Annotated in this window: 19 protein-coding genes and 1 pseudogene; 4 read left to right on the top strand and 16 right to left on the bottom strand. The window is 39.2% G+C overall.

The window, feature by feature from the left end; translation table 11 throughout:
- Together ADF68_RS05925 and ADF68_RS05920 are read right to left on the bottom strand one after the other, a co-directional pair.
- Positions 1-218 (bottom strand): annotated as a pseudogene (locus ADF68_RS05925) (IS630 family transposase); the annotation flags it as partial.
- Positions 219-523: 305 nt separating this feature from the next.
- Positions 524-2,506 carry a peptide ABC transporter substrate-binding protein gene (locus ADF68_RS05920; RefSeq protein ID WP_049549021.1) on the bottom strand — a complete coding sequence of 661 codons (1,983 nt, stop codon included), beginning with the start codon at positions 2,504-2,506 and terminating at the stop codon, positions 524-526.
- 223 nt (positions 2,507-2,729) lie between these two features.
- Here ADF68_RS05920 and ADF68_RS05915 point away from each other — a divergent pair, with 223 nt between their 5' ends.
- Positions 2,730-3,212, top strand: coding sequence for an S-ribosylhomocysteine lyase (locus ADF68_RS05915; protein WP_049549020.1), 483 nt, complete (start codon positions 2,730-2,732; stop codon positions 3,210-3,212).
- Positions 3,213-3,266: 54 nt separating this feature from the next.
- Here the strand turns inward: ADF68_RS05915 and ADF68_RS05910 are convergent, their stop codons facing one another.
- Positions 3,267-5,369: an AAA family ATPase gene (locus tag ADF68_RS05910; protein WP_049549019.1), complete on the bottom strand. Its 2,103-nt coding sequence runs from the start codon at positions 5,367-5,369 to the stop codon at positions 3,267-3,269.
- A 403-nt stretch (positions 5,370-5,772) separates the two neighbouring features.
- Positions 5,773-8,088, bottom strand: a complete 2,316-nt coding sequence (pflB, locus tag ADF68_RS05905; RefSeq protein WP_049549018.1) for a formate C-acetyltransferase — start codon at positions 8,086-8,088, stop codon at positions 5,773-5,775.
- Positions 8,089-8,325: 237 nt separating this feature from the next.
- Here pflB and dinB point away from each other — a divergent pair, with 237 nt between their 5' ends.
- Positions 8,326-9,387 carry a DNA polymerase IV gene (dinB, locus tag ADF68_RS05900; RefSeq protein WP_049549017.1) on the top strand — a complete coding sequence of 354 codons (1,062 nt, stop codon included), beginning with the start codon at positions 8,326-8,328 and terminating at the stop codon, positions 9,385-9,387.
- A 37-nt stretch (positions 9,388-9,424) separates the two neighbouring features.
- Here the strand turns inward: dinB and ADF68_RS05895 are convergent, their stop codons facing one another.
- Together ADF68_RS05895 and ADF68_RS05890 are read right to left on the bottom strand one after the other, a co-directional pair.
- Complete coding sequence (locus tag ADF68_RS05895; RefSeq protein ID WP_049549016.1) at positions 9,425-10,270, bottom strand: undecaprenyl-diphosphate phosphatase; 846 nt, start codon at positions 10,268-10,270, stop codon at positions 9,425-9,427.
- A gap of 61 nt (positions 10,271-10,331) precedes the next feature.
- Entirely contained in the window at positions 10,332-12,224 is a 1,893-nt protein-coding gene (locus tag ADF68_RS05890) for a DUF2207 domain-containing protein (protein WP_049549015.1), read from the bottom strand.
- Positions 12,225-12,354: 130 nt separating this feature from the next.
- On the opposite strand from ADF68_RS05890, the gene ADF68_RS05885 reads away from it, so the two are divergent.
- Both ADF68_RS05885 and ADF68_RS05880 read left to right on the top strand, forming a co-directional pair.
- Positions 12,355-13,920: an ABC transporter substrate-binding protein/permease gene (locus ADF68_RS05885; protein WP_049527370.1), complete on the top strand. Its 1,566-nt coding sequence runs from the start codon at positions 12,355-12,357 to the stop codon at positions 13,918-13,920.
- Entirely contained in the window at positions 13,920-14,660 is a 741-nt protein-coding gene (locus ADF68_RS05880; protein WP_049549014.1) for an amino acid ABC transporter ATP-binding protein, read from the top strand. Before ADF68_RS05885 ends, ADF68_RS05880 begins: the two co-directional genes overlap by 1 nt.
- Positions 14,661-15,104: 444 nt before the next feature.
- On the opposite strand, the gene ADF68_RS05875 is transcribed toward ADF68_RS05880, so the two are convergent.
- From ADF68_RS05875 to ADF68_RS05830, 10 genes are all read right to left on the bottom strand, one after another.
- Complete coding sequence (locus tag ADF68_RS05875) at positions 15,105-15,320, bottom strand: hypothetical protein (protein ID WP_001140700.1); 216 nt, start codon at positions 15,318-15,320, stop codon at positions 15,105-15,107.
- Between the two features lie 105 nt (positions 15,321-15,425).
- Positions 15,426-16,322 (bottom strand): SPFH domain-containing protein, encoded by an 897-nt coding sequence (locus ADF68_RS05870; RefSeq protein WP_000243418.1) that lies wholly within the window; start codon positions 16,320-16,322, stop codon positions 15,426-15,428.
- Between the two features lie 82 nt (positions 16,323-16,404).
- Positions 16,405-17,655 carry a threonine ammonia-lyase IlvA gene (gene ilvA, locus ADF68_RS05865; protein WP_049549013.1) on the bottom strand — a complete coding sequence of 417 codons (1,251 nt, stop codon included), beginning with the start codon at positions 17,653-17,655 and terminating at the stop codon, positions 16,405-16,407.
- A gap of 80 nt (positions 17,656-17,735) precedes the next feature.
- The gene (gene ilvC, locus ADF68_RS05860) at positions 17,736-18,758 is read right to left on the bottom strand and encodes a ketol-acid reductoisomerase (RefSeq protein WP_000290683.1); all 1,023 of its coding nucleotides are present in this window, start codon (positions 18,756-18,758) and stop codon (positions 17,736-17,738) included.
- A 218-nt stretch (positions 18,759-18,976) separates the two neighbouring features.
- Positions 18,977-19,453 carry an acetolactate synthase small subunit gene (gene ilvN / locus ADF68_RS05855; protein WP_001253809.1) on the bottom strand — a complete coding sequence of 159 codons (477 nt, stop codon included), beginning with the start codon at positions 19,451-19,453 and terminating at the stop codon, positions 18,977-18,979.
- Positions 19,446-21,146 (bottom strand): acetolactate synthase large subunit, encoded by a 1,701-nt coding sequence (locus tag ADF68_RS05850; RefSeq protein WP_049549012.1) that lies wholly within the window; start codon positions 21,144-21,146, stop codon positions 19,446-19,448. Before ADF68_RS05850 ends, ilvN begins: the two co-directional genes overlap by 8 nt.
- A 212-nt stretch (positions 21,147-21,358) precedes the next feature.
- Complete coding sequence (gene rplA, locus ADF68_RS05845; RefSeq protein ID WP_001085672.1) at positions 21,359-22,048, bottom strand: 50S ribosomal protein L1; 690 nt, start codon at positions 22,046-22,048, stop codon at positions 21,359-21,361.
- 96 nt (positions 22,049-22,144) lie between these two features.
- Positions 22,145-22,570, bottom strand: coding sequence for a 50S ribosomal protein L11 (gene rplK, locus ADF68_RS05840; protein ID WP_001085808.1), 426 nt, complete (start codon positions 22,568-22,570; stop codon positions 22,145-22,147).
- 193 nt (positions 22,571-22,763) lie between these two features.
- Positions 22,764-23,246 (bottom strand): GNAT family N-acetyltransferase, encoded by a 483-nt coding sequence (locus tag ADF68_RS05835; RefSeq protein WP_049549022.1) that lies wholly within the window; start codon positions 23,244-23,246, stop codon positions 22,764-22,766.
- The gene (locus ADF68_RS05830; RefSeq protein WP_049549011.1) at positions 23,221-23,640 is read right to left on the bottom strand and encodes a ParB N-terminal domain-containing protein; all 420 of its coding nucleotides are present in this window, start codon (positions 23,638-23,640) and stop codon (positions 23,221-23,223) included. The genes ADF68_RS05835 and ADF68_RS05830 overlap by 26 nt, the downstream gene beginning before the upstream one ends.
- Between the last annotated feature and the right edge of the window lie 11 nt (positions 23,641-23,651).

Below are 23,651 nucleotides of genomic sequence, written 5' to 3'. Positions count from 1 at the left end.
TGGATTGTCAGTAAGATAGTTTTTGAGTCTATCTCTATCAACTTTTCTTGGTTTTGTTCCTTTACTTGATGGTTTAACTCTCCTGTTTTCTCTTTTAGCTTTAACCAGCCATAAGTAGTATTACGTGAGATTTGGAAAATGTGTGATGCTTCTGTTATACTACCTGTTCTCTCACAATAGCCGAGAACTTTTTTACGAAAATCTAATGAATATGCCATAAGAAGATTATACCACACTACGTACTTTTTTAGGTTCATTTTACTATATGTAGAGAAACAACTGAACAGGTTAAATATCTCAATCGCAATCTTATCCCAAACACATGATAAATAGTCGGGAAAACTGTTTAATATTATAGATAAAATATACCTTATTTTTATGTAGTTTATCTATGAACAGGGGCGTGACTTAGAAAGTCTAATCTACTACTTCAATGCAGGGATTAAACCAATAATCAACATGCTAAACTAAAGTCTCAGGAAGGGTATCAAAAGGCCAGACTTTTTGTCCGGCCTCTTTTTTCTTATTTGACATGATTTGCAAGATCTTCTTGCGCTTTTTTATTAGATTCTTCTTTTTCTTTCTTCCATTTATCTTGAGCTTTTTGATATTCATCAGCAGTTACTGGCTTATCTTGAAGGTCAAGGTATTTGTACAAGAGTGCTTCACTTGTTCCCTTGTTACCTGAGTAAGCAAATGGAAGTGTGAATGGCACCATCTTAGACAACATTGGACGTCCAGTTTTAGAAGTTGTTGGAATAATCAATGCACTATCTGTCAACCAAGCTTGGGCAGCAGCATATTTATCATAACGTTTTGAAACGTCAGTGTCTTCATTTCCAGCTTCAACAACCATCTTTTCGTAATCTTCTAAACCAACTTGTTTAGCAGCTGCATTGTTTGTGCCTGAATCAAATCCTAGGTAAGTCTTAGTATTTTCACCTACTGATGGTTTGATGATATCAAGGTAAGTAGATGGGTCGATATAGTCTGGAGACCAACCAACGTTATCTGAAAGGTCCCAATCTTCACCGGCAGCCGTTTCAGCAAAGTAAGTAACATTGAGGACTTCATCTTTTTGAAGTTGTTGAATGTCAATGACAACATTGTCAGTTCCTAACGTTGCTTCAAGTGATTGTTTCAATGATTGAACACGTTGAACTTTTGTAGTATTAGTTTGGTCAACTGGCATATCCAAATGAATTGGGAATTGAACGCCTTCTGCTTGGAGAGCTGTCTTAGCTTTAGCAAATTCTGCTTTCGCTTTTTCAGGATTGTAAAGACCATCTTGAGCATCATCTAGATTCACATCTTTCCACTCGTCACCATAGGTTACTAATTTTTCCTTAACTAAGTCACCAAAGTTTTTACCATCTGCTTGAACAAATGTTGGTGGTACGAACAAGTTACGAAGGAGTTTGCTTGCTCCACTTTCTCCATTAACTTGAGAAGCATAAGCTGTTCTATCAAAACCAAAGGCGATGGCTTGACGGAAGTCTTTGTTAAGAAGAGCTTTCTTAGTTGAAGTCTTTTGCTCGTCTGTAGTCTTAGAAGTATATTTGTAAGACTGACGGTCAATATTCGTACCGACTAAGAAAGTTGTAGAATCTTGTGTTGTATAAACGATGTTATCCTTAAACTCTTTTTCAAGTTCAGAGTAGCTTCCACTTGTTGGGAAGAGAAGGGCCATTGAGAAACCACCATCTTTAAAGGTTTCTGCAAGTTTGTTATTGTCTTGACCATCCCAGAATGAAAGTTTTACTTTATCAATATGAACATTGTCCTTATCCCAGTAGTTTGGATTCTTTTCAAATTCTACTGAAGATTTTGCTACCAATGATTTCAACAAGAAAGGACCGTTGTAAAGAATACTGCTTGGATCTGTTGCTTTAGCAAAGTCACTTCCTTTAGAAGTAAGGAATTCTTCATTGACTGGTGCAAGAATTCCCATGGTTGTCTTAGAGTTCCAGAAGCTTTCTGGTTTGTTCAAAGTGTATTGAACTGTTTGATCATCTACAGCCTTGATTCCAACTTCTGAGAAGTCTTTAACTTCACCTTTTACATAAGCGTCAAGACCTTTAACAGATTCTTGAACAAGATAAAGGGCTTCTGACTTATTGTCAGCCGCATACTTAAGACCTGTTACAAAGTCTTGCGCTTTAACTGGTGCATACTCTTCGCCTTCAGAAGTGTACCACTTAGCATCTTTACGGATTGTGTAAGTGTAAGTCAACCCGTCTTTAGACACTGACCAATCTTCTGCCAAAGATGGCACGAAGTTACCGTAGCGGTCATTCTCCATCAAACCATCAACGACATTACTTGTGATATTCGCAACCGCAGCCTTACCTGTTGTCAGATAGTTGAGGCTGTCTGGATCTGTTTCATAAACGTAAGAAAAAGTTTTCTCACCTTTTGCACTAGAGCCTGAACCTGAACAAGCTGCCAAAACACCTGACGCTAACAGAGTCACCCCTGCTAGGGCCATTACTTTTGAAAATTTCATAATAAACTCCTTTATGACTTTTTATACATTATAATCCCTTTTCAGCCAAGTGTCAATACAATTTTCAGAATTTTTCCAATTGAATTGGAAACAATTGCCATTTTAAAATTATTTTTTACAGTCAGACTCTTTTATGGCATTCATATTTGAAAAATCTCTTTATTAGCAGTTTTTAAGTAAATCTTTATGATATAATGAAAGGAGAAAGTTGAAAGGAAATACCATGTCAAAAGAAGTTATTGTTGAAAGTTTTGAACTTGATCACACCATTGTCAAAGCACCTTATGTCCGTTTAATTGGGGAAGAAACAGGTCCTAAGGGAGATATCATTTCTAACTTTGATATTCGCTTGGTTCAACCGAATGAAGACTCAATCCCTACTGCTGGACTTCATACTATTGAGCACCTCTTGGCTATGCTCATCCGTACTCGCATCGACGGTATGATTGATTGTTCACCATTTGGATGTCGTACAGGGTTCCATATGATTATGTGGGGACGTCATACTAGTGCAGAAATCGCTGCTGTCATCAAGGATTCACTAAAGGAAATCGCAGAAACAACAACTTGGGAAGATGTCCCAGGAACTACCATTGAATCTTGCGGGAACTACAAGGACCACAGCCTATTTTCAGCTAAGGAATGGGCTAAATTGATTCTCCAACAAGGAATCTCGGATGATGCCTTTGAACGCCATGTCATCTAACACAAAAGAACCAGTTTTTTCAACTGGTCCTTTTTTTACACTCAAAATTTTAATTTAGGCTTTCTCACGAATGACCAAGACACCATCTTCCATATCGGCTTCAAGGTGTTTAGAATCAAGATTATCCAAGTGGAAGTCTGTGACTTTGTCACGAATTTGTTGTTCAACTACACGACGGAGTGGACGAACACCCATGACTTCATCATAACCTTCTTCGGTCATATATTCTTTGGCTGCATCACTCACTGCCAAGTCGATCTCTTTCTTAGCAAGTGTCTTATTGACATCAACCAACATCAAATCTACAATCTTAGAAAGATCTTCCTTGCTCAAGTGTGAGAACTCAATCACAGCGTTAAAGCGATTCAAGAATTCTGGACGGAAGTAAGGTTTCAAACGATCCATCAATTCTGGTTTATCCGCATCTTCTGTCAGGTTCGCTTCATAACCAAAGCCAGCATTTGAAGTTGCGATAATCACTGTATTTTTAAAGTTTACAGTGTTACCTTGACCGTCTGTCAAACGACCATCATCCAATACTTGAAGAAGAAGAGTAATCACTTGAGGATCAGCCTTTTCAATTTCATCAAGAAGGACGATTGAGTATGGATTCCGACGAACACGTTCAGTCAAAGTGTTGTTGTTATCATCGTAACCAACATAACCGGCTGTTGTACCAATCAATTTAGAAACGGCTGTGCGGTCGCTGTATTCTGACATATCCAAACGGATGATAGCATCCTTAGTTCCAAACATATCAAGAGCCAATTGTTTAGCCAACTCAGTCTTCCCAACACCAGTAGGACCTACAAAGAGGAAGCTACCGATTGGACGATTCCCTTCGTCAAAGCCTGCACGGTTCCGACGGATGGCACGTGCTACTGCTTCAACAGCCTTATCTTGACCAATAACCTTAGTTTGCAAACGGTGACCCATATCTTTCAAACGTTCGATATCAGTTGCACCCATTTGTGAAACAGGGATACCTGTCATACGTTCTACAGACTCAGCAACATCATTAACAGTCGCTGTAACCTTATGATCTTCTGTATGGTTGGCAATTTTCTTTTCAAGTTCTTCGATACGAATTTTTGCATTAAGGGCTGCTTCGTAATCTTCTTTAGCAGCTGCAGCTTCTTGTTTAGCTTTTTCTTCTTCAATTTCATGTTCCACAGCATGTACATCTGTCACTGGGTGTTGTGCTGCCAAGTGAGCAGCTGTCACATCGACCAAGTCGATAGCCTTATCTGGCAAGCTACGTTGTGGAATATATTGAACAGAATAATCAACAGCAGCTTTCAATACTTCATCTGGCAAGATAACATTGTGGTGTTGTTGATAAAGATCACGAATCCCTTGGAGAATCTTGAAAGTATCTTCAGCAGATGGTGCATTAACTTTTACTTCGTTGAAACGACGAGCAAGAGCAGCATTTTTCAAAATAGTGTTGCGATATTCATCTTGAGTTGTTGCCCCAATCACTGTCAATTCACCACGTGAAAGAGCTGGTTTCAAAATATCAGCAAGACCTTTAGATCCTTGACCATCCCCTGTGCTACCTGCACCAAGGATTTGGTGGATTTCATCGAAGAAGAGGATAATATTTCCAGCTTCTTTAACCTCGTTTACCAAGTTTTGAATGTTTTCTTCAAAGCTACCACGATATTGAGTACCAGCTTCAAGTCCAGAAATATCAATTGAAATGATTTCTTTGTTCTTGATTGCTGCTGGAACATCACCATTCACGATAGCTTGGGCAAGACCTTCTACTACTGCCGTTTTACCAACACCAGCATCACCGACTAGAACTGGGTTATTCTTTGTACGACGAGAAAGGATTTCAGAAGTTTCTTGAATCTCCTTATTACGTCCAATAACTGGATCCAACTTACCTTCACGAGCTTCTGCTGTTAAGTTACGTCCAAGTTTTGCAAGAATACCATCTTGTTTCATAGCTTTACCTTGAACATACTGAGCTTGGTCACTTCCTTCACTTGGCAGTTGACCTGTTTGACGATAAATAGCAAATTCTTCAGGTGTTACTTCACGACCGTTAATCAAGTAACGACGATTTTCAGAACTATATCCACGCATACCGCCCATCAATTGGTTAAACAAATCATCCATATTGTTAAAGTTATTAAAGTTGTTATTCATATTTTATACCTCGTTTAATTTAAAAATTAGTTAGTCAAAATAATTTGACTTTTTCTGACCTTTGTTTTAAAAATTTTAGACTAGCACTTTGCTACTCTACGTATAATTTCTGGTTTCTCTTTATCCAATACAGATTTTGTAATTGGATTTCTAAAAATACTAATGTTATTCATAGGTTGTACCTCTTTTCTAGGTTTTACCCATACTTTGACCTTAAGATAAATTACACAATCACCTTAAAATCAAGGTTTTCTAAGGATTTCCTTATCCTTATGTCCTTAGTATATCACTTTGGTCAGTATTAGTCAAGATATTTGACCAATTTTGACCAACTTTTTTTAAATATTTTTTTATACCAAAAAACCAGTCAAAATGACTGGTTTTTATTTACTATTTATGAATCTTAGCTCAATGCATCATCCATTGAAAGAACTTCGTGGAAGACACGTTGTGTCAATTCAGTTTTTTGTTCTGGAGTGAGGTACTTAGTATTTACACAGTATCCTGAGATACGTACGATTACGTCTTCACCTGACATGATCTTTTCGTAAACATCGTTCAAGTCCATAACGTTCAAGTTAACGTGTTGTCCACCGTTTTCGAAGTAACCATCAAGGATTGTTACCAAGTTATCAACTTGTTCGTCACGAGTCTTACCAAGAGCACGAGGTGAAACTTGAGTTGTCAATGAGATACCATCAGCTGCGTAACCAAAGTCAAGGCTAGCAAGTGAGTTCAAGTTTTGCAACCATCCACCTTTAGCTTTGTTAGATGGGTTAGCACCTGGTGAGAAGAATTCAAGTTTAGACAAGTTCACTGAACCATCTTCGTTGAGGTATACACCTTTGTGGACTGGTGAGTTACCAGTTTGTTTAGAGTAAGCAACGTTAGATGTGATTGTCAAAAGTGAAACTGTAGCTTCTGCATTCTTGTAAAGTTTGTGGCTACGTAGACGAGTTGTGTAAGCTTCGATCAACCATTCTGCCAATTCGTTTGAACGTGGGTCATCTTCACCCCAACGTGGGTATTCACCGATTGTTTCGTAATCGTAGATGTAGCCATTTTCATCACGGATTGGTTTAACTGTAGCGTATTTGATAGCTGACAATGTGTCAACAGTGTTAGCGAATCCACAGATACCGAATCCCATGTTAGCACGTTGTTTAGTTGGCAAGAAAGCCATTTGAACAGCTTCGTAGTTGTACTTATCAGTCATGTAGTGGATGATGTTCAAAGCATCTACGTAAGTGTCAGTCAACCAGTCAAGAGATTTTTCAAAGTTAGCTTTAACTGATTCGAATTCAAGAACTTCGTCACGGATTGGTTCGATATCAAATACTTTGTAGTCTTTATGAACATCGTCGTAACCACCGTTCAAACCAGTAAGAAGAGCTTTAAGAACGTTAACGCGAGCACCGAAGTACTGGATGTTGTGACGTTGTTCTTCGTTTTCTGGGTCAAGTGGAGATACACAACATGAGATACAGCTCATTTCACCATATCCATCTTTAGCCATTGTTGTTACACCTTCGTATTGGATTGAAGAGTGTTTGTGGCTCATGTGCATACAGTAGCGACGGAAGTTGTATGGCAATTTGTCAGTCCAAAGAACTGTCAAGTTTGGTTCTGGAGAGTTACCGATGTTGTCAAGAGTGTTCAAGAAACGGTAGTCCATCTTAGTAACACGGTGACGACCGTCGTTACCCATACCAGCCATAGAAGTTGTGATGAAGGTTGGGTCACCTGAGTACAATTGGTCGTAAGCTTTTGTACGAGCAAATTTAACTGTACGAAGTTTCATAACGAAATCATCAACAAACTCTTGGATTTCTGATTCAGTAAATGTACCACGAGCAAGGTCACGTTCTGCAAAGATATCCAATACGATTGGTACACGTCCAAGAGATGTAGCCGCACCGTTGATAACACGGCAGACAGCCATGAAGGCAATGTTTACCCATTGGATAGCTTCTTTAACGTTCATCGCTGGTTTACGAACATCAACTCCGTAAAGATCACCCAAGCGTACAACTTGTTGCAATGCTTGATATTGAAGGTTGATTTCTTCACGAAGACGGATTGTTTCTTCATCGATTTCTTCGATTGCATTCCAGTCGTTTACTTTTTCTTGCATCAAGTAGTCTGCACCGTAAAGAGCAAGACGTGCGTAAACACCGATGATACGTCCGCGTGAGTATGCATCTGGAAGACCAGTTACAGTGTGAGCGTGGCGAGCACGACGGATGTTTGAAGTGTAAGCACGGAAGATACCGTCGTTAACAGTTGTTACGTATTTAGTGAAAATTTCGTGAACAGCTGGGTCTGGCTCGTATCCATTTTCTTTCAAAGTAGTTTCAGCCATACGGATACCACCTTTTGGCATGAAGTTCAATTTGAAGAGTTCGTCATTTTGGATACCAAAGATAACTTCGTTTTCTTTGTCGATGAATCCTGCAGGGATATCAGCGATAGATGTTGGACGAGTGTCCATTGGGAAACGAGTTTCTTCGTAATGTGCTTTAGTTTCTTCTACGATTTTTTTGATGTGAAGTGAACGTTCTGTTGGTCCTGCAAGGAAGCTTTCATCTCCATCATAAGGTGTGTAGTTTGCTTGAACGAAACGAGACACACTTGCTTTTTCTTTCCAGTCAACACCTTTAAAGCCTTCCCAGGCTTTGTCAAAAATGTCTTGTGCTTCAACAACTGTCTTAACAACCATGTTAATGTCCTCTTTTTTCTTTCTAGTAACAGTCATCTGTTACATTCATGTACTCAGTATAACATACAGTAAACGATTTCAACAAGTAGAAAATCTCTTTTTTAGCACTTTCTTTTCTAATACAGTTTCAAAAATAAATAAAACTGTATTATATTTTTGAAAAGAATTACTTGGTTTTCATTTTTTCAGAAAAAGAGTATAATAAAATTAAACAAACTAGCACTGAGAGGTTTCTTCATGTTGATTTTCCCACTAATGAATGATTTATCTCGTAAAATCATCCATATTGACATGGATGCCTTTTTTGCTGCTGTTGAAATTCGAGACAATCCCAATCTTAAAGGGAAGCCAGTTGTGATTGGTAGTGATCCTAGAAAAACTGGTGGTCGAGGAGTTGTTTCTACCTGTAGTTATGAAGCGCGAGTCTTTGGCATCCACTCAGCTATGAGTTCTAAAGAAGCCTATGAACGTTGCCCTCAAGCTGTTTTCATTTCTGGAAACTACGAAAAATATACTGCTGTCGGTCAACAGATTCGAGCTATTTTCAAACGTTATACGGATAATATCGAGCCTATGAGTATCGATGAAGCTTATCTAGACGTGACTGAAAACAAACTCGACATCAAGTCCGCTGTTAAAATCGCTCGACTAATCCAACAAGATATTTGGCAAGAACTTCATCTGACCGCTTCTGCTGGTGTGTCTTATAATAAATTCTTAGCTAAAATAGCCAGCGATTACCAAAAACCTCAAGGTCTGACAGTTATTCTCCCTGATGAAGCTGAAGATTTTCTCAAACAAATGGATATCGCTAAATTCCACGGTGTAGGTAAGAAAACAGTTGAGAAATTGCATCAAATGGGGGTATTTACAGGTGCTGATCTTTTAAAAATTTCTGAAATTAGTCTCATTGATCGTTTTGGTCGACTCGGTTTTGACCTGTATCGCAAGGCTCGTGGCATTGATAATTCTCCCGTCAAATCCAATCGCATTCGTAAATCTATTGGAAAAGAAAAAACTTATAGTAAAATTCTCAATCTAGAAGAGGATATCAAAAAAGAGCTAACTCTCCTTTCGGAAAAAGTTGCCCTGAGTCTTCAAAAAAATGAAAAATCTGGAAAGATTGTTATTTTAAAAATCCGCTATGCTGACTTTTCTACAATGACTAAGCGGAAAAGCTTATCTCAAAAGATCCAAGATGCTGAAACTATTTCACAAATAGCTATCCAACTTTACGAATCTCTGACAGATAAAGATAAAGACGTTCGCTTATTGGGTGTCACTGTGACTGGATTTTAAAACCTTGAAGGAAGCAGCTTCCCTCAAGGCTTTTTTCTTATACAAATAATCGAACGAAGCTATAAAGTAGTAAGACACTACCTAGGACAATACGGTATTTTCCAAACATTGTAAAGTCGTGTTTTTTTACATAGCTGGTCAAGAAACGAATGGCAACCATGCTGACTGCAAAAGCCACTACCATTGCTACCAAGAGCAAGAAGAATTGACCAAAACTCAAGACTTCTCCCGCTTTGATGAATTTAAAAATCTTCAAAGCACTAGCTCCAAACATAACTGGAATTCCTAGATAGAAGGTAAACTCAGTTACCACCGAACGACTAGTTCCATTTAACAAACCACCAACGATAGTGGCACCCGAACGGCTAGTCCCAGGTAAAAGAGCCAAGACTTGGAAAAGTCCGATATAGAGGGCCGTTTTATAAGGCAACTTGTCTAGCTCTGTGACTGTTGGCTCAATCGCTTGCGCTTTGTTACGTTTTTCAAGATAGATAAAGGCAACCCCATAAACAATCAACATAATGGCTACTGAAACCATATTATGGAAGTGAGTGTCAAACCAATCATCAAACTTAAAGACAAGGAGAAGAGGTAAAGTCGCAACAAATACTTTCGACCATAATTGCCAAGTTCTACGAACTTGAACTTTATCTTTCCCTGGTTTGAAAGGATTAAGTTTGTTAAAGTAGATAACCATAACGGCTAAGATTGCACCAAGTTGAATAACCACGTTAAACATAGACATAAAGGCTTCACTTTGGTCTTTATATTGGACAAATTCTTCCGCTAGGATCAGGTGACCAGTGCTTGAAATCGGCAACCATTCCGTGATTCCTTCAACAATACCAAAAAAGATAGATTTTAAAATTTCAATAAGATACATAGATAACTCCTTTTTCTATCCTCCATTATATCATACTTTTATAAGCTGTGTTTAGTTTTCTTTAAAAGGCACCGATGCTGCCGCCACCACCGCCGCCAGAAAATCCACCACCAGAACTTCCACTACTAGAAGATACTGAGTAAGTACTTGCCGTATTTGCGACACTGGCATAATGGCTCATTTGCGCTGTTGAATGATAAAACATGCTATGCCAGCCATAGGCTACATAGAGATTGATATCTGGATTTTCAACTTGGATCTGGTGAACCTTCATCAAATGGCTAACCTTGTCAGCATATCCAAACAAAGTTGCATAAACTAATAGACGATTCCAAACAACAATACTTTCCAATTCAGCCTGATCCAGTCGTGCAATCTCACGCAACATATTTTCAAAACTGGTCCAGAGATAGTAGACTTCTGCTCCTGCTTCATTTAGGACACCATCACGATTATCTAGTCGAAGCTTCCAATAATAGAAAACAGCCAAAACTAAACCTAGAAAACCAAGTATTGGCAAGGGGAGGTAAAGATAGCCATGAACGTCCAAACTATACAAGAACAAACCAAATCCGATGATTAGTGGGAAAATAGTAGAAACAGCCATGCTCACTTGCAAGACCTTTTCCCCGCTAGTCAAGGGGCGATAATAATCTGGGAGCCCCCAGAAGGAAACTCGATTTCTTACTCCGTCTTGCATCTCTTTCAATGCTCTTTCAAAAGAATATTTGAGTTTACGGCCTTTTGTTTGAATCCGTTTTTCATCAGTAGCTTTCGCTCCACGGTAAAGGTTCTCAGAAACCTTATAATCTGCAAACAAATTGGAAACAGCAACTTCTTTTTTACCTGAAAAGGTCAGATTTAGGCAGTCTTTCTCAAAGCTTGACAAACCATCTTCTTTTACCAGCCTCAAGCCAACTGCGTCTCCTTCTGAAATAATAGAGACATTCCCACGGTCTATCACATCTAACAAGGTAGCTTGAATAAGTTGGTCAAAGGTGAATTTTCCTGCTCCTTTGGTTAGAGGACTCACTTCCTCTAAGGAGGTCGAGTAGACAGCCTCTGATAAAACCATAGGCTCTAATTCCATCGGCGGTTCATAGAGACGATGATTTTTGGCATATTTGACTGAAGGAGTGGTTTTTCTTCTATAAATAAAATAGAAGCAGATACTCAATAACAAGGAGATGGAAAGTATTGAAGGAAACACCCAAGTAACGAGTTGTTTACTCTGCTCTTTTTCTCTAACAATCGAGTCTTCTATCTTATTAAACTCTTCTAAACGATTCCCTTTTAAGCCCTGATCTGTAGCGCTAGCAAAATCAGTTCGAGGCCAGTAGGCATGCAACTCAACTCCGCGCTTAGACGGAAGATTGTCTAAGCGAATAGTATAGTCATGACCACTCTGTTCAATACTTCCCTCTCTATAAAGTTGACCTGTGTGGAAAAAGAGTTTTTCAGCCCCCTTATCTCCCCTCACATGAAACTCAAACTTTTCAATAGATTCTGAACTATCTGTTAAGGGTTGCCAATTTAATTCAGCGATATCATGATATAAGAAAAGAAGATTTTTCAATTGCCAGGTAAGTTCCACTTCGACCCTGTCCCCTTCCTGACCTGGATTATAGACTTTAACAGTATAACCATTCTTTTCTTCTGTCACTTCGCTAGTAACATCTGTCAGTTTAGCACCATTTTTCGATGCCTCAACCTTTGGATGAGGATCAATTTCAAACCCGCTAGGCATCTTGCCTGCACGACCAAGTCCCACTATTTGGCCATTAAAATCATCCTCAAACTGGTAAACTATCTTCTGCCTAAATTCCGCTGTATTATCTGCATGAATATACAGTTCTCCTTTATAGGATGGAATGCTGAAATCCACGGCAAAAACCAGTTTGGGAACAATTATCAGACATGTAAATATAAGTACTATTAACCATCTTTTTTTCATAATATAGCCTCTTTTGACCTTTTTCTCATTATATCATTTTTTTCCAAGTAAGGGTTTACTAGGATTGAAAAACTTGCTAATTTTCGATACAATAGAGAGAAGCAATTTTAGACTAGAAATAGGAGAAAACATGAAAAAATTATGCTTAACTATCCTTGCTAGCCTGGCCCTTACTTTAGGACTAGTTAGCCAGGTCCAAGCCGATGAATATTTACGCATCGGTATGGAGGCAGCCTACGCACCCTTTAACTGGACTCAAGATGACGACAGTAACGGCGCTGTCAAAATCGATGGAACCAACCAATATGCTAATGGTTACGACGTCCAAATAGCTAAAAAAATTGCTAAGGACCTAGGCAAAGAGCCCTTGGTTGTTAAAACCAAGTGGGAAGGACTTGTTCCAGCCCTTACTTCTGGTAAGATTGATATGATCATTGCAGGTATGAGCCCAACTGCTGAACGCAAACAAGAAATTGCATTTTCAAGCAGCTACTATACTAGCGAACCAGTACTTTTGGTCAAAAAAGATTCTGCCTATGCAAACGCCAAATCACTAGAGGACTTTAGCGGAGCAAAAATCACTTCTCAACAAGGTGTTTACCTTTATGATTTGATTTCACAAATCTCAGGCGCTCAGAAGGAAACTGCCATGGGAGATTTCGCCCAAATGCGTCAAGCTCTTGAAGCTGGTGTCATTGATGCCTATGTTTCTGAACGTCCTGAAGCCCTAACTGCCGAATCAGCAAACGCTAAGTTCAAAATGATTCAGCCTGAACCTGGTTTTAAAACTGGTGAAGAAGATACATCTATCGCTATTGGACTTCGTAAAGATGATAACCGTATCAGCCAAATCAATGCCAGTATTGAAACCATTTCTAAAGATGAACAAGTTGCGCTCATGGATCGTATGATCAAAGAGCAACCAGCAGAATCTACAACGACAGAGGAAAGCAACAGTAATTTCTTTGGCCAAGTCGCTAAAATTCTGACTGAAAACTGGCAACAACTCTTGCGTGGTGCTGGTATTACACTTCTCATTTCAATTATCGGTACCATCGTTGGTCTCGCTATCGGTCTTGCTATCGGTGTCTTCCGTACAGCACCTCTATCAGAAAATCAATTTATTTTCGGCATCCAAAAACTAATCGGTTGGATTCTCAATATCTATATTGAAATTTTCCGTGGGACACCTATGATTGTACAATCTATGGTTATCTACTATGGAACTGCTCAAGCTTTCGGAATCAATCTAGACCGTACGCTAGCTGCTATCTTTATCGTTTCGATCAACACTGGTGCCTACATGACTGAAATCGTCCGTGGTGGTATCCTAGCTGTTGATAAGGGACAATTTGAAGCGGCAACTGCACTTGGCATGACTCATAACCAGACCATGCGTAAGATTGTTTTGCCTCAAGTTGTTCGAAATATTCTACCAGCGACTGGTAATGAGTTCGTCATCAACATCAAGGATACTTCTGTATTGAACGTTATCTCTGTTGTAGAACTTTACTTCTCAGGAAATACAGTAGCAACACAAACCTACCAGTACTTCCAAACCTTTACCATCATCGCAGTTATCTACTTTGTCCTCACCTTCACAGTAACGCGTATCCTACGCTTCATCGAAAAACGTATGGATATGGATACCTACACGACAGGTGCTAACCAAATGCAAACGGAGGATTTGAAATAATGAGTCAACCAATCCTTGAAATCAAACACCTCAAAAAATCCTACGGGCAAAACGAGGTCTTAAAAGACATCTCTCTCACTATTCATAAAGGAGAAGTGATTTCTATCATCGGTAGTTCCGGTAGTGGTAAATCAACCTTCCTACGTTCTATCAACCTTCTCGAAACACCAACTGATGGTGAGATCCTTTATCACGGTGAAAACGTACTTGAAAAAGGGTATAACCTCACTCACTATCGTGAAAAACTAGGCATGGTTTTCCAATCCTTTAACCTCTTTGAAAATCTCAACGTTCTTGAAAATACGATTGTTGCACAGACAACCGTTCTCAAACGTGAACGATCAGAAGCAGAGAAAATTGCTAAAGAAAACCTTGAAAAGGTTGGAATGGGAGAGCGCTACTGGCAAGCTAAACCAAAACAACTTTCTGGTGGTCAAAAGCAACGTGTAGCCATTGCTCGCGCGCTTTCTATGAATCCTGATGCCATTCTCTTTGACGAGCCTACTTCAGCCCTTGACCCTGAAATGGTCGGTGAAGTTCTAAAAATCATGCAAGAACTAGCTCAAGAAGGCTTGACAATGATCGTTGTAACCCACGAAATGGAATTTGCTCGTGACGTATCACACCGTGTCATCTTTATGGACAAAGGTGTGATTGCAGAAGAAGGCAAACCTGAAGATTTATTTACAAATCCTAAAGAGGAACGTACAAGAGAATTTTTACAACGCTATTTAGGATAAGATAAAAGCGGTTGGATAAACCTCTTAAACTAAGAGTTGTATTCCTTTTCAATCCCCAATCAACATTGAGTCAAAGGCTCATGAACATAAAAATCAAGGTCGGAGTTTTTTATTCCGACCTATTTTTATATCTTCGATGCCATCTTCTGCTTTCTGAGCAAGTATTGCTTGTAGCTATATTCCTAATCTTTTATTTGATTTTCATGAGTGATACTCAATGAAAATCAAAGAGCAAACTAGGAAGCGAGCCGCAGGCTGTACTTGAGTACGGCAAGGCGAAGCTGACGTGGTTTGAATTTGATTTTCGAAGAGTATGAGATCACTCCTCTCCTGTCAACCTAGCTCATCCTAACAAATAGATTTGTTGAGTAGGTCATAGCATGGCTATTTCTCCATTCCATAAATAAAAGCAGACCCTAATTAGAGTCTGCTTGTATCCAAAGATTAATCTTCAAATTTTTCATGATTTTTTTCATAGAAATCAATTAATCCAAGGGCTGTTTCAAAGGAAATATTTTTAACTTTTGCACGTCCTTGAGCTAGAGCAATGATAGACATTTCACGTGCATTCGTTTCTTTAGAAATACGATAACCAGTGATCTTCTTATCACGAACCCAGCTAACAACTGATTCTACTTTTTCAAAGTTAGTCTTAGCCATGTTTTTCTCCTATTTTATTCTTTACGATATTTAATTGTATACGTTTTTATGGCATTTGTCAATAAAAAAACATATATCCAATCAAATAAGACGTTAAGATTTGGTTTACTTGGCTTTTAAAGCCGATAATATATGGGTTCGTATATCTTCAACTCCGTTAGGATTTGCTGGTAAGAAAATTGTATTATTACCTTGTTTTTCTGCAAAATTATTCAATGTATCTAAATACTGGTTAGTTAACAAGATTGACATGATTTGCTCTTCAGTTAATTCAACATTGGCTCCTTTTAACTCTTTAATAGAATCAGCAAGTCCATCAACAATTGCTTTTCGTTGCTCTGCGATCCCCACACCATGTAGGCGATCCTTTTCTGCCTCTGCTTCGGCCGCTGTTACGATCTTAATTTTATCTGCTTCGGCCAATTCTTGTGCTGCTACTCTCTTACGTTGAGCAGCATTGATTTCATTCATCGATTGCTTGACTTCCGCATCCGGCTCTACTTTGGTAATGAGCGTTTTGACGATAATGTACCCATACGTTGACATTTCTTCCGCTACTTGTTTTTGAACTTCTAATGCAATTTCATCCTTTTTCTCAAACAATTCATCCAAAGTTAACTTAGGAACTGATGAGCGCAATGCATCTTCAATGTAAGATTTGATTTGAGCCTCAGGTCTCATTAGTTTATAGTAAGCATCTGTAACATTTTGTTCATTTACTCGGTACTGTGTTGCAACATTCATCGTCACAAATACGTTATCTTGAGTCTTGGTTTCCACAACGATTTCACTTTGCAAGAGACGCAGTTGTACACGAGCTGCAATTTTATCAATCCCAAATGGTGCTCTTAGGTGAATACCACTATTGCTCAACTTTTGATACTTACCAAATCGTTCAATGATAGCTACTGATTGTTGTCGAACAACATAGATTGAGCTCATTAGTATAGCTCCTACAATAAGCATTAGAATAATTAGAACAAGTATAACTTTTAAAACCATGGGAATCTCCCCCTTTCTTCATTTACATTATAGCACTTGTAAATAGGTTAGGCAAATGATATGATAAAAATTTCATAGCATATTAAACAAGCATATTATATAGGGTCTCATTCCCATTCAAGTTAATATAAGATGGGTCAAATTTCTCCATCCGGTGAATCAATCCCGCATAATCGTGCTTATCAGCAAGTGCAACCCCTATCAATACTGGACCAGTTCCCTTGCTAGCTCGTTTGATATATTCAAAACGAGTAATATCATCATGAGGTCCTAAGATATCATTTACAAACTCTCGAAGTGCTCCCGGACGTTGTGGGAAATTCACTACAAAGTAATGCTTGATACCATCATAAATCAAGGCACGTTCTTCCATCTCTGGCATACGGTTGATGTCATTATTCCCTCCAGAAATGATACAACAAATGGTCTTGCCCTTAATATAATCGGATAATACTTCCAAGGCTGCAATACTAGCAGCACCCGCAGGCTCAGCTACAATCCCTTGTTTAGAATAAAGATCAATTAAGGTCTCAGAAATCAATCCTTCATCTACACCGATAAGAGTTTCAACATTTTTTCGTGTTGCTTCATAGGTCAACTGCCCTACTTTTTGTACTGCAATCCCATCCGCAAATTTATCAATTTCTTTAAGTTTAACCGGTCCCCCAGCTTCAAAGGCAGCCTTCATAGAACGAGCACCATTTGCTTCAACACCAATCACTTCAATTGCTGGATTAGTTTCTTTAATATAAGTAGAAACACCTGAAATGAGGCCTCCACCTCCAACTGGTACCAAGACAGTATCAAATTCAATAGATTCTTTACGAGCTTCTTCTAAAATTTCATAGGCTACCGTACCCTGGCCAGCTTGAACATAGGGATCATCGAAGGGGTCAATAAAAGTACGATTTTCAGCTACAGTAAAGTCTTGAGCAGCCTTGGCTGAAGCATCAAAAGTATCCCCTACTAATTTGATAGTCACAAAATCTCCTCCAAAGAAACGGACCTGACCAATTTTCTGTTGAGGTGTCGTAATTGGCATAAAGATTGTTGCAGGGATCTTCATCTCATTACATGTGTAGGCAACTCCTTGAGCGTGATTTCCCGCTGAAGCACACACTACACCACGTTCACGTTCCTCTTTTGTCAATTGCGAGATAGCGTAATAAGCTCCACGAATTTTAAAAGAACGGACACGTTGAGCATTTTCCTTTTTAAGATAAATTTTCGCTCCGTATTTTTCGGATAAATAATGATCGTAGTCAAGTGGTGTATTGGCTACTACACCACTCAAAACCTTGTGGGCTTTCACCACATCTTTTGCACTTAGCATAATCTCCTCCTAGATGAGTTTTCAAGATAAAAAGCGAGTTAGGTTCCCCCCAACTCGCCTTCTGTTTATATTCTTAAAAATTAGTTGTAGATCTTGAATGCATCATCGTCGTTTTTACCGACAAATGGCATTGCTTTACGCAATTCTGCACCAACTTTTTCAATTTCAAGGTTAGCTGCTTGTTCACGGTAGGCAGTCAATTTTGGACGTCCAGCTTTGTAGTCATTTACAAAGTCGTTGGCGAATTTACCATTTTGGATGTCCGCAAGAACTGCTTTCATGTTTTCTTTGACTTGTTCAGTGATTACACGTGGACCTGAAACATAGTCACCATACTCAGCAGTGTTTGAAATTGATTGACGCATTTTCTTAAATCCACCTTCGTAGATCAAGTCAACGATCAATTTCATTTCGTGAAGAACTTCAAAGTAAGCCAATTCTGGAGCATAACCAGCTTCTGTCAAGACTTCAAAACCAGCTTCAATAAGGGCAGTCAAACCACCACAAAGTACTGCTTGTTCACCAAACAAATCTTCTTCAGTTTCTTCTTTGTATGTTGTTTCAAGAAGACCTACACGCGCTGCACCAACACCTTTACACCAGTCCATAGCGATGTTTTTGGCATTTCCTGTTGCATCTTGGTAGACAGCGTAAAGTGCTGGAACACCAAATCCTTCTTCGTAAGTACGACGTACCAAGTGTCCTGGTCCTTTAGGAGCACACATAAAGACATCAACATCTGCAGGAACTTTGATGAATTCGAAGTGAATGTTGAAACCATGTGCAAATCCAACAGCATTTCCAGCTTCCAAGTTTGGAGCAATTTCTGCTTCGTACAATTCTTGTTGGATTTCATCTGGTGCCAAGATCATGATAACATCAGCCAATTTAGTTGCTTCTGCTACTGTGTAAGTGTCAAAACCATCTTCTTTTGCTTTATCGAAAGATTTACCTGGACGTACACCGATGATCACATCGCGACCTGAATCACGCAAGTTTTGAGCGTGCGCATGTCCTTGTGAACCATAACCAATAACGGCGATTTTTTTACCGTCAAGTGCTGCTACTTTTACATCTTTTTCGTATTCCATTTGAACTGCCATAGTTTTTTCTCTCTTTTCTATTTTTATTGCCTGTTAGGCTGGTTTAACAAATTTAAGTTGGATTCTTTTACTCAATGAAAATCAAAGAGCAAACTAGGAAGCTAGCTGCAGGTTGCTCAAAGCACTGCTTTGAGGTTGTAAATAAGACTGACGAAGTCAGTAACATATACCTACGGCAAAGCGACGCTAACGTAGTTTGAAGAGATTTACGAAGAGTATTAGTCGCGGGTAAATCCAGTTGCACCCGTACGAGCGATATTCTTGATACCGTAAGGTCGAATGACTCGAATCAAAGCTTCACTCTTTTCTGCATTCCCAGTCATCTGAATGGTAATGGAACTTGGAGCTACATCGACTACTGTTGCACGGAAAGGTTGGATAATAGCCAAAATTTCTGCACGTTTTTCAGCAGGCGCTGAAACCTTTATAAGAATTACTTCTCGTTCTAAGTGGGGCTGATCCGTAATATCACGAATACGAATTACATCAATCTGACGATTCAGTTGTTTGATGATTTGCTCCACCTCGTCATGTGAGGCAACATCGATGATAATGGTAATCCGTGACACATTTGGATTTTCGGTTGCGCCAACAGAAATGCTTTCGATATTGACTTGACGTCTCGATAAGACTCCTGTGAAGCGATTGAGAACACCTGAACGGTTTTGAAGTTTGGCTGTTAACATTCTACGCATTAAACTTCACCCCCAACATCTCATGATTACTCTTACCAGCTGGTACCATCGGTAAAACATGTTCTTTCCGAGAAATGTCTACTTCAATAAACATTGGTTCATCTTCCATGATGACTTCCAAATCCTTCTCAAGAGTTTCAGGATTATCAAACTTATAATTCTTAATTCCATAGGCTTGAGCCATCAATTGGAAATCTGGAAGGCTATCAAAGACCGACTCTGAAGTTCGACCATCATAGAAGGCTTCTTGCCACTGGCGAACCATCCCGAGTGAATGGTTATTAAGCATGATGACCTTGATTGGAATCTTGTAAATATTTAAGATTGCCAATTCCTGATTAGTCATCTGGAAACCGCCATCTCCGACAAAGAGAACAACTTCTTTATCTGGATTAGCAATCTTAGCACCAATAGCTGCTGGAACTCCGAATCCCATGGTTCCTAGACCACCTGATGTTACGAGTTGTCGCTCGTTTTGGTAAGGATAGTATTGAGCCGTCCACATTTGGTGTTGTCCAACGTCTGTTACAACAATGGCATCGCCATTGGTCAACTCACCGACGCGTTCAATAACTGCTTGAGGTTGAACCACACGTTCTTTCTTATCATAAGAACGAACACGATTCTTATCTTTGGTAACTTTTTCAATCCATTTTTCAGTATTGTTACGAACGATTGGCTCAGCTAGTAACTGCTGCAAGGCCTTTTTAGCATCTCCAACAACCGGGATATCAACAGCGATAATCTTACCAATCTCTGCTGGATCGATATCAATATGCGCTACTTTTGCATTCTTAGCAAAGGTTTTAGGATTTCCAGTCAAACGGTCATCAAAGCGGCAACCAATAGAAATCATGAAATCAGCCTCAGTCATGGCAATATTTGCTGCAAAGGAACCATGCATTCCGCCCATTCCCAAAAACAGTGGATGGCTAGTTGCAATTGTTCCCTGTCCCAAAAGACTTGTCACAACTGGAATTTGATAACGCTCTGCAAATTCATTTAACTCTGCCGCAGCCTCAGCGTAACTAATCCCACCCCCAGCTAGCAAGACTGGTTTTTTAGCCTTAGACAATTGCTTCAAGATTTTCTTGATTTGCATATCATTTGGCTCAAGTGTTGGCTGATAACTTGGTAAATCTATCTCTGGAGAGTATACGAAGTCTGTCTCAAGCGCAGAAACATCTTTTGGTAGGTCAATGACGACTGGCCCTGGACGACCTGTAGTCGCAATATGCACAGCTTCTGTAATAATTCGCGGAATATCCGCAGTTTCTCGAACCTGATAATTGTACTTAGTGATTGGCATGGTGATACCAACGATATCAGCTTCTTGAAAAGCATCCTTACCGATTCCCGCTCTTGCAACTTGTCCTGTGAAGACCAAAAGGGGAACACTATCGCTCATAGCATCTGCGATCCCTGTAATGGCATTTGTAGCTCCTGGTCCGCTTGTGACGACTGCAACACCCAGTTTTCCTGTTGACTTAGCATAACCTTCAGCTTCGTGAAGACAGCCCTGCTCATGGCGACCTAGAATATGGCGGATTCCCTTAAAATTATAAATAGCATCATATAAAGGAAGTACTGCTCCACCAGGATAACCAAAAATCGTGTCGATTCCTAAGTCGCGAAGTGTTTCCAAAACAAGATCCGATCCCGTCTTAGGTGAGTCTAAAATGATTTTCTCCATCGTTCCCCTTTCTCTTCTCTTAAAAATAGCTTGTTACTATCATACCATTTTTTCAAAAATTTTCAAGAGAAAAGAGCAAATTTTCTGAATTTTCTATCTAGATACTTTACAATATCAAATAGATTAGAAAGTTTATACGTATTTTTATTTTTTTAATAGAAAAAAGGTTGAGACAAATTTGTCTTCAACCTTTCATGTTAAATCATTACTAATTAAAGTGAGTTAACGTCAACCTTGATACCAACACCTTGAGTAGTTGTGATTGTCAAGCTTGTTACGTAAGTTCCTTTAGCAGTAGCTGGTTTAGCTTTTTGGATTGTTTCGTTGAATGCTTTGAAGTTTTCTACTAACTTGTCAGCTTCAAATGAAACTTTACCGATGATAGCTTGTACGATACCTGCACGGTCAGCACGGTAAGTGATTTTACCACCTTTAGACTCTTCAACTGCTTTAGCAACATCCATTGTTACAGTACCAGTTTTAGGGTTTGGCATCAAGTTACGAGGTCCAAGGACACGTCCAAGACGTCCAACAAGAGCCATCATGTCAGGTGTAGCGATAACTACGTCGAAGTCCAACCAACCGTCGTTGATTTTAGCAACAAGGTCATCTTCACCAACGAAGTCTGCACCAGCAGCTTTTGCTTCTTCAGCTTTTGCACCACGTGCAAATACAAGAACGCGAGCTGTTTTACCAGTACCGTTTGGCAATACCATTGCTCCACGGATTTGTTGGTCAGCTTTTTTAACGTCAATGTTCAAGTTGTAAGCAACTTCTACAGTTGCATCAAATTTTGCAAAGTTAGTTTCTTTTGCAAGAGCTACAGCTTCTTCTACGCTGTATGCTTTTGTGCTGTCGATCTTCTCAAGAGCAGCACGAAGTTGTTTGCTTTTTTTAGCCATTTTCTATTCTCCTTGTAAGTGGTTCAATCGATTTTCATCTCCCACGTCACTTCTCGAAATGATGAAGTCTTGCGGGTTATATAGGGATGTTATTGATTAGTCAACAACAGTGAATCCCATAGAACGAGCAGTACCTTCGATCATACGCATTGCAGACTCAATGTTTGCAGCGTTCAAATCTGGCATTTTAGTTTCTGCAATTTCTTGTACTTGTGCACGAGTAACTGTAGCAACCTTAGTTTTGTTAGGTGTACCTGATCCTTTTTCAACACCTGCAGCTTTTTTCAAAAGAACAGCAGCTGGTGGTGTTTTTGTAACGAAAGTAAATGATTTGTCTTCGTATACTGAAATAACAACTGGAATGATCATACCAGCTTGGTCAGCAGTACGAGCGTTGAACTCTTTTGTGAATCCCATGATGTTGATACCAGCTTGACCAAGAGCAGGTCCAACTGGTGGAGCTGGTGTAGCTTTACCAGCAGGGATTTGCAATTTTACAAGTTTTTCGACTTTTTTAGCCATTTTTAAATCCTCCTTTGTGGTTTTGGCGGTAATTTAGAGATTTTTACCTCCCACAAGTATGCTTTACACATACCCATCTATTATACACTATTTTAAAAAAAATGCAAGAGAAATTTTTATTTTTGACATTTCTTTATGTTACACTTTTTTGGTGCAATTAATCTTCAAAATCTTCTACCACGATGGAGTGAATTCATTCGCTCAAAGTCAGTACAAAACTCAAGCCCTTTTCAGTAGCGCCTCTTTCCACAAATCCAAGAGACTCAAAACATCTTATAGAGGTACGATTGAAAGTATAGATTTCTTGAACGTTCAATTGTTTCCAACCCTTTTGCCGAGCTAGATCAATCAAAGCCTTCAAAACCTTGCGTCCAAGTCCTTGATGTTGATAAATTGGATTGCCAATCACAATAGGAAGGTTTTCCTGAGATAAGGTTACATCCCCAATTGGAAGCCACTCTCCTTTTTCTCGAAACTCAATCCAGAACAAATCCCCGTGTCTTTCTAAATAGGAATACATGGCATTTAATTTTTCCGGACTATAAGGTATTCTAATACCGTCTACAAGTTCCACCAAATCCACATCTTGATACCAGGCCAAAGCTGCATCATGATGATCTGCTAAAAAATAGGGAACTAGACGCAAGGAATCATCTATCTGAATGATTTTTGTCATCATTTTCTAATCCTAATACTAGCTCCGCTGCTTGATTAAAACCATCACACCAGTTATACCACTTTGCCTCATACTCATCTTGAGGTAAGATTTGATTTTTTAAATCCAGAACAGAGTATATCTTTCTTTTCTCACAAGCTTGCGCATAAAGATGATAGAGTTCATCACCTCCATCTCTATCCCACTCAGCAGAAATTGTATCCTGGCCTACCAACAAAGCCTGATAAGCCCTGTGATGCCCATCTGTAATCAACAAATAATCTCCAAATGCAAGAACACTGATTGGATTGATATTGTGCTTTTCTACCGATTGATAAAGCATCTGGATATCTTGTAATTTCTCTTCTGATAAGTATAGTTGACTCGGATGAAGATCTTTTATGTTGACTTCCATTTCTTTCTCCT

The sequence above is a fragment of the Streptococcus pseudopneumoniae genome, assembly GCF_001068775.1.
Lineage (GTDB): Bacteria > Bacillota > Bacilli > Lactobacillales > Streptococcaceae > Streptococcus > Streptococcus pseudopneumoniae_N.
The sequence above is the reverse complement of the archived record's forward strand: the minus strand, read 5'-3'. Positions and strand labels throughout refer to the sequence as shown.

Bases quoted from the DNA above. Each gene is read 5' to 3' on its own strand.
- ADF68_RS05920 (WP_049549021.1), bottom strand. From the start codon at position 2,506: ATGAAATTTTCAAAAGTAATGGCCCTAGCAGGGGTGACTCTGTTAGCG.
- ADF68_RS05915 (WP_049549020.1), top strand. From the start codon at position 2,730: ATGTCAAAAGAAGTTATTGTTGAAAGTTTTGAACTTGATCACACCATT.
- ADF68_RS05910 (WP_049549019.1), bottom strand. From the start codon at position 5,369: ATGAATAACAACTTTAATAACTTTAACAATATGGATGATTTGTTTAAC.
- pflB (WP_049549018.1), bottom strand. From the start codon at position 8,088: ATGGTTGTTAAGACAGTTGTTGAAGCACAAGACATTTTTGACAAAGCC.
- dinB (WP_049549017.1), top strand. From the start codon at position 8,326: ATGTTGATTTTCCCACTAATGAATGATTTATCTCGTAAAATCATCCAT.
- ADF68_RS05895 (WP_049549016.1), bottom strand. From the start codon at position 10,270: ATGTATCTTATTGAAATTTTAAAATCTATCTTTTTTGGTATTGTTGAA.
- ADF68_RS05890 (WP_049549015.1), bottom strand. From the start codon at position 12,224: ATGAAAAAAAGATGGTTAATAGTACTTATATTTACATGTCTGATAATT.
- ADF68_RS05885 (WP_049527370.1), top strand. From the start codon at position 12,355: ATGAAAAAATTATGCTTAACTATCCTTGCTAGCCTGGCCCTTACTTTA.
- ADF68_RS05880 (WP_049549014.1), top strand. From the start codon at position 13,920: ATGAGTCAACCAATCCTTGAAATCAAACACCTCAAAAAATCCTACGGG.
- ADF68_RS05875 (WP_001140700.1), bottom strand. From the start codon at position 15,320: ATGGCTAAGACTAACTTTGAAAAAGTAGAATCAGTTGTTAGCTGGGTT.
- ADF68_RS05870 (WP_000243418.1), bottom strand. From the start codon at position 16,322: ATGGTTTTAAAAGTTATACTTGTTCTAATTATTCTAATGCTTATTGTA.
- ilvA (WP_049549013.1), bottom strand. From the start codon at position 17,655: ATGCTAAGTGCAAAAGATGTGGTGAAAGCCCACAAGGTTTTGAGTGGT.
- ilvC (WP_000290683.1), bottom strand. From the start codon at position 18,758: ATGGCAGTTCAAATGGAATACGAAAAAGATGTAAAAGTAGCAGCACTT.
- ilvN (WP_001253809.1), bottom strand. From the start codon at position 19,453: ATGCGTAGAATGTTAACAGCCAAACTTCAAAACCGTTCAGGTGTTCTC.
- ADF68_RS05850 (WP_049549012.1), bottom strand. From the start codon at position 21,146: ATGGAGAAAATCATTTTAGACTCACCTAAGACGGGATCGGATCTTGTT.
- rplA (WP_001085672.1), bottom strand. From the start codon at position 22,048: ATGGCTAAAAAAAGCAAACAACTTCGTGCTGCTCTTGAGAAGATCGAC.
- rplK (WP_001085808.1), bottom strand. From the start codon at position 22,570: ATGGCTAAAAAAGTCGAAAAACTTGTAAAATTGCAAATCCCTGCTGGT.
- ADF68_RS05835 (WP_049549022.1), bottom strand. From the start codon at position 23,246: ATGACAAAAATCATTCAGATAGATGATTCCTTGCGTCTAGTTCCCTAT.
- ADF68_RS05830 (WP_049549011.1), bottom strand. From the start codon at position 23,640: ATGGAAGTCAACATAAAAGATCTTCATCCGAGTCAACTATACTTATCA.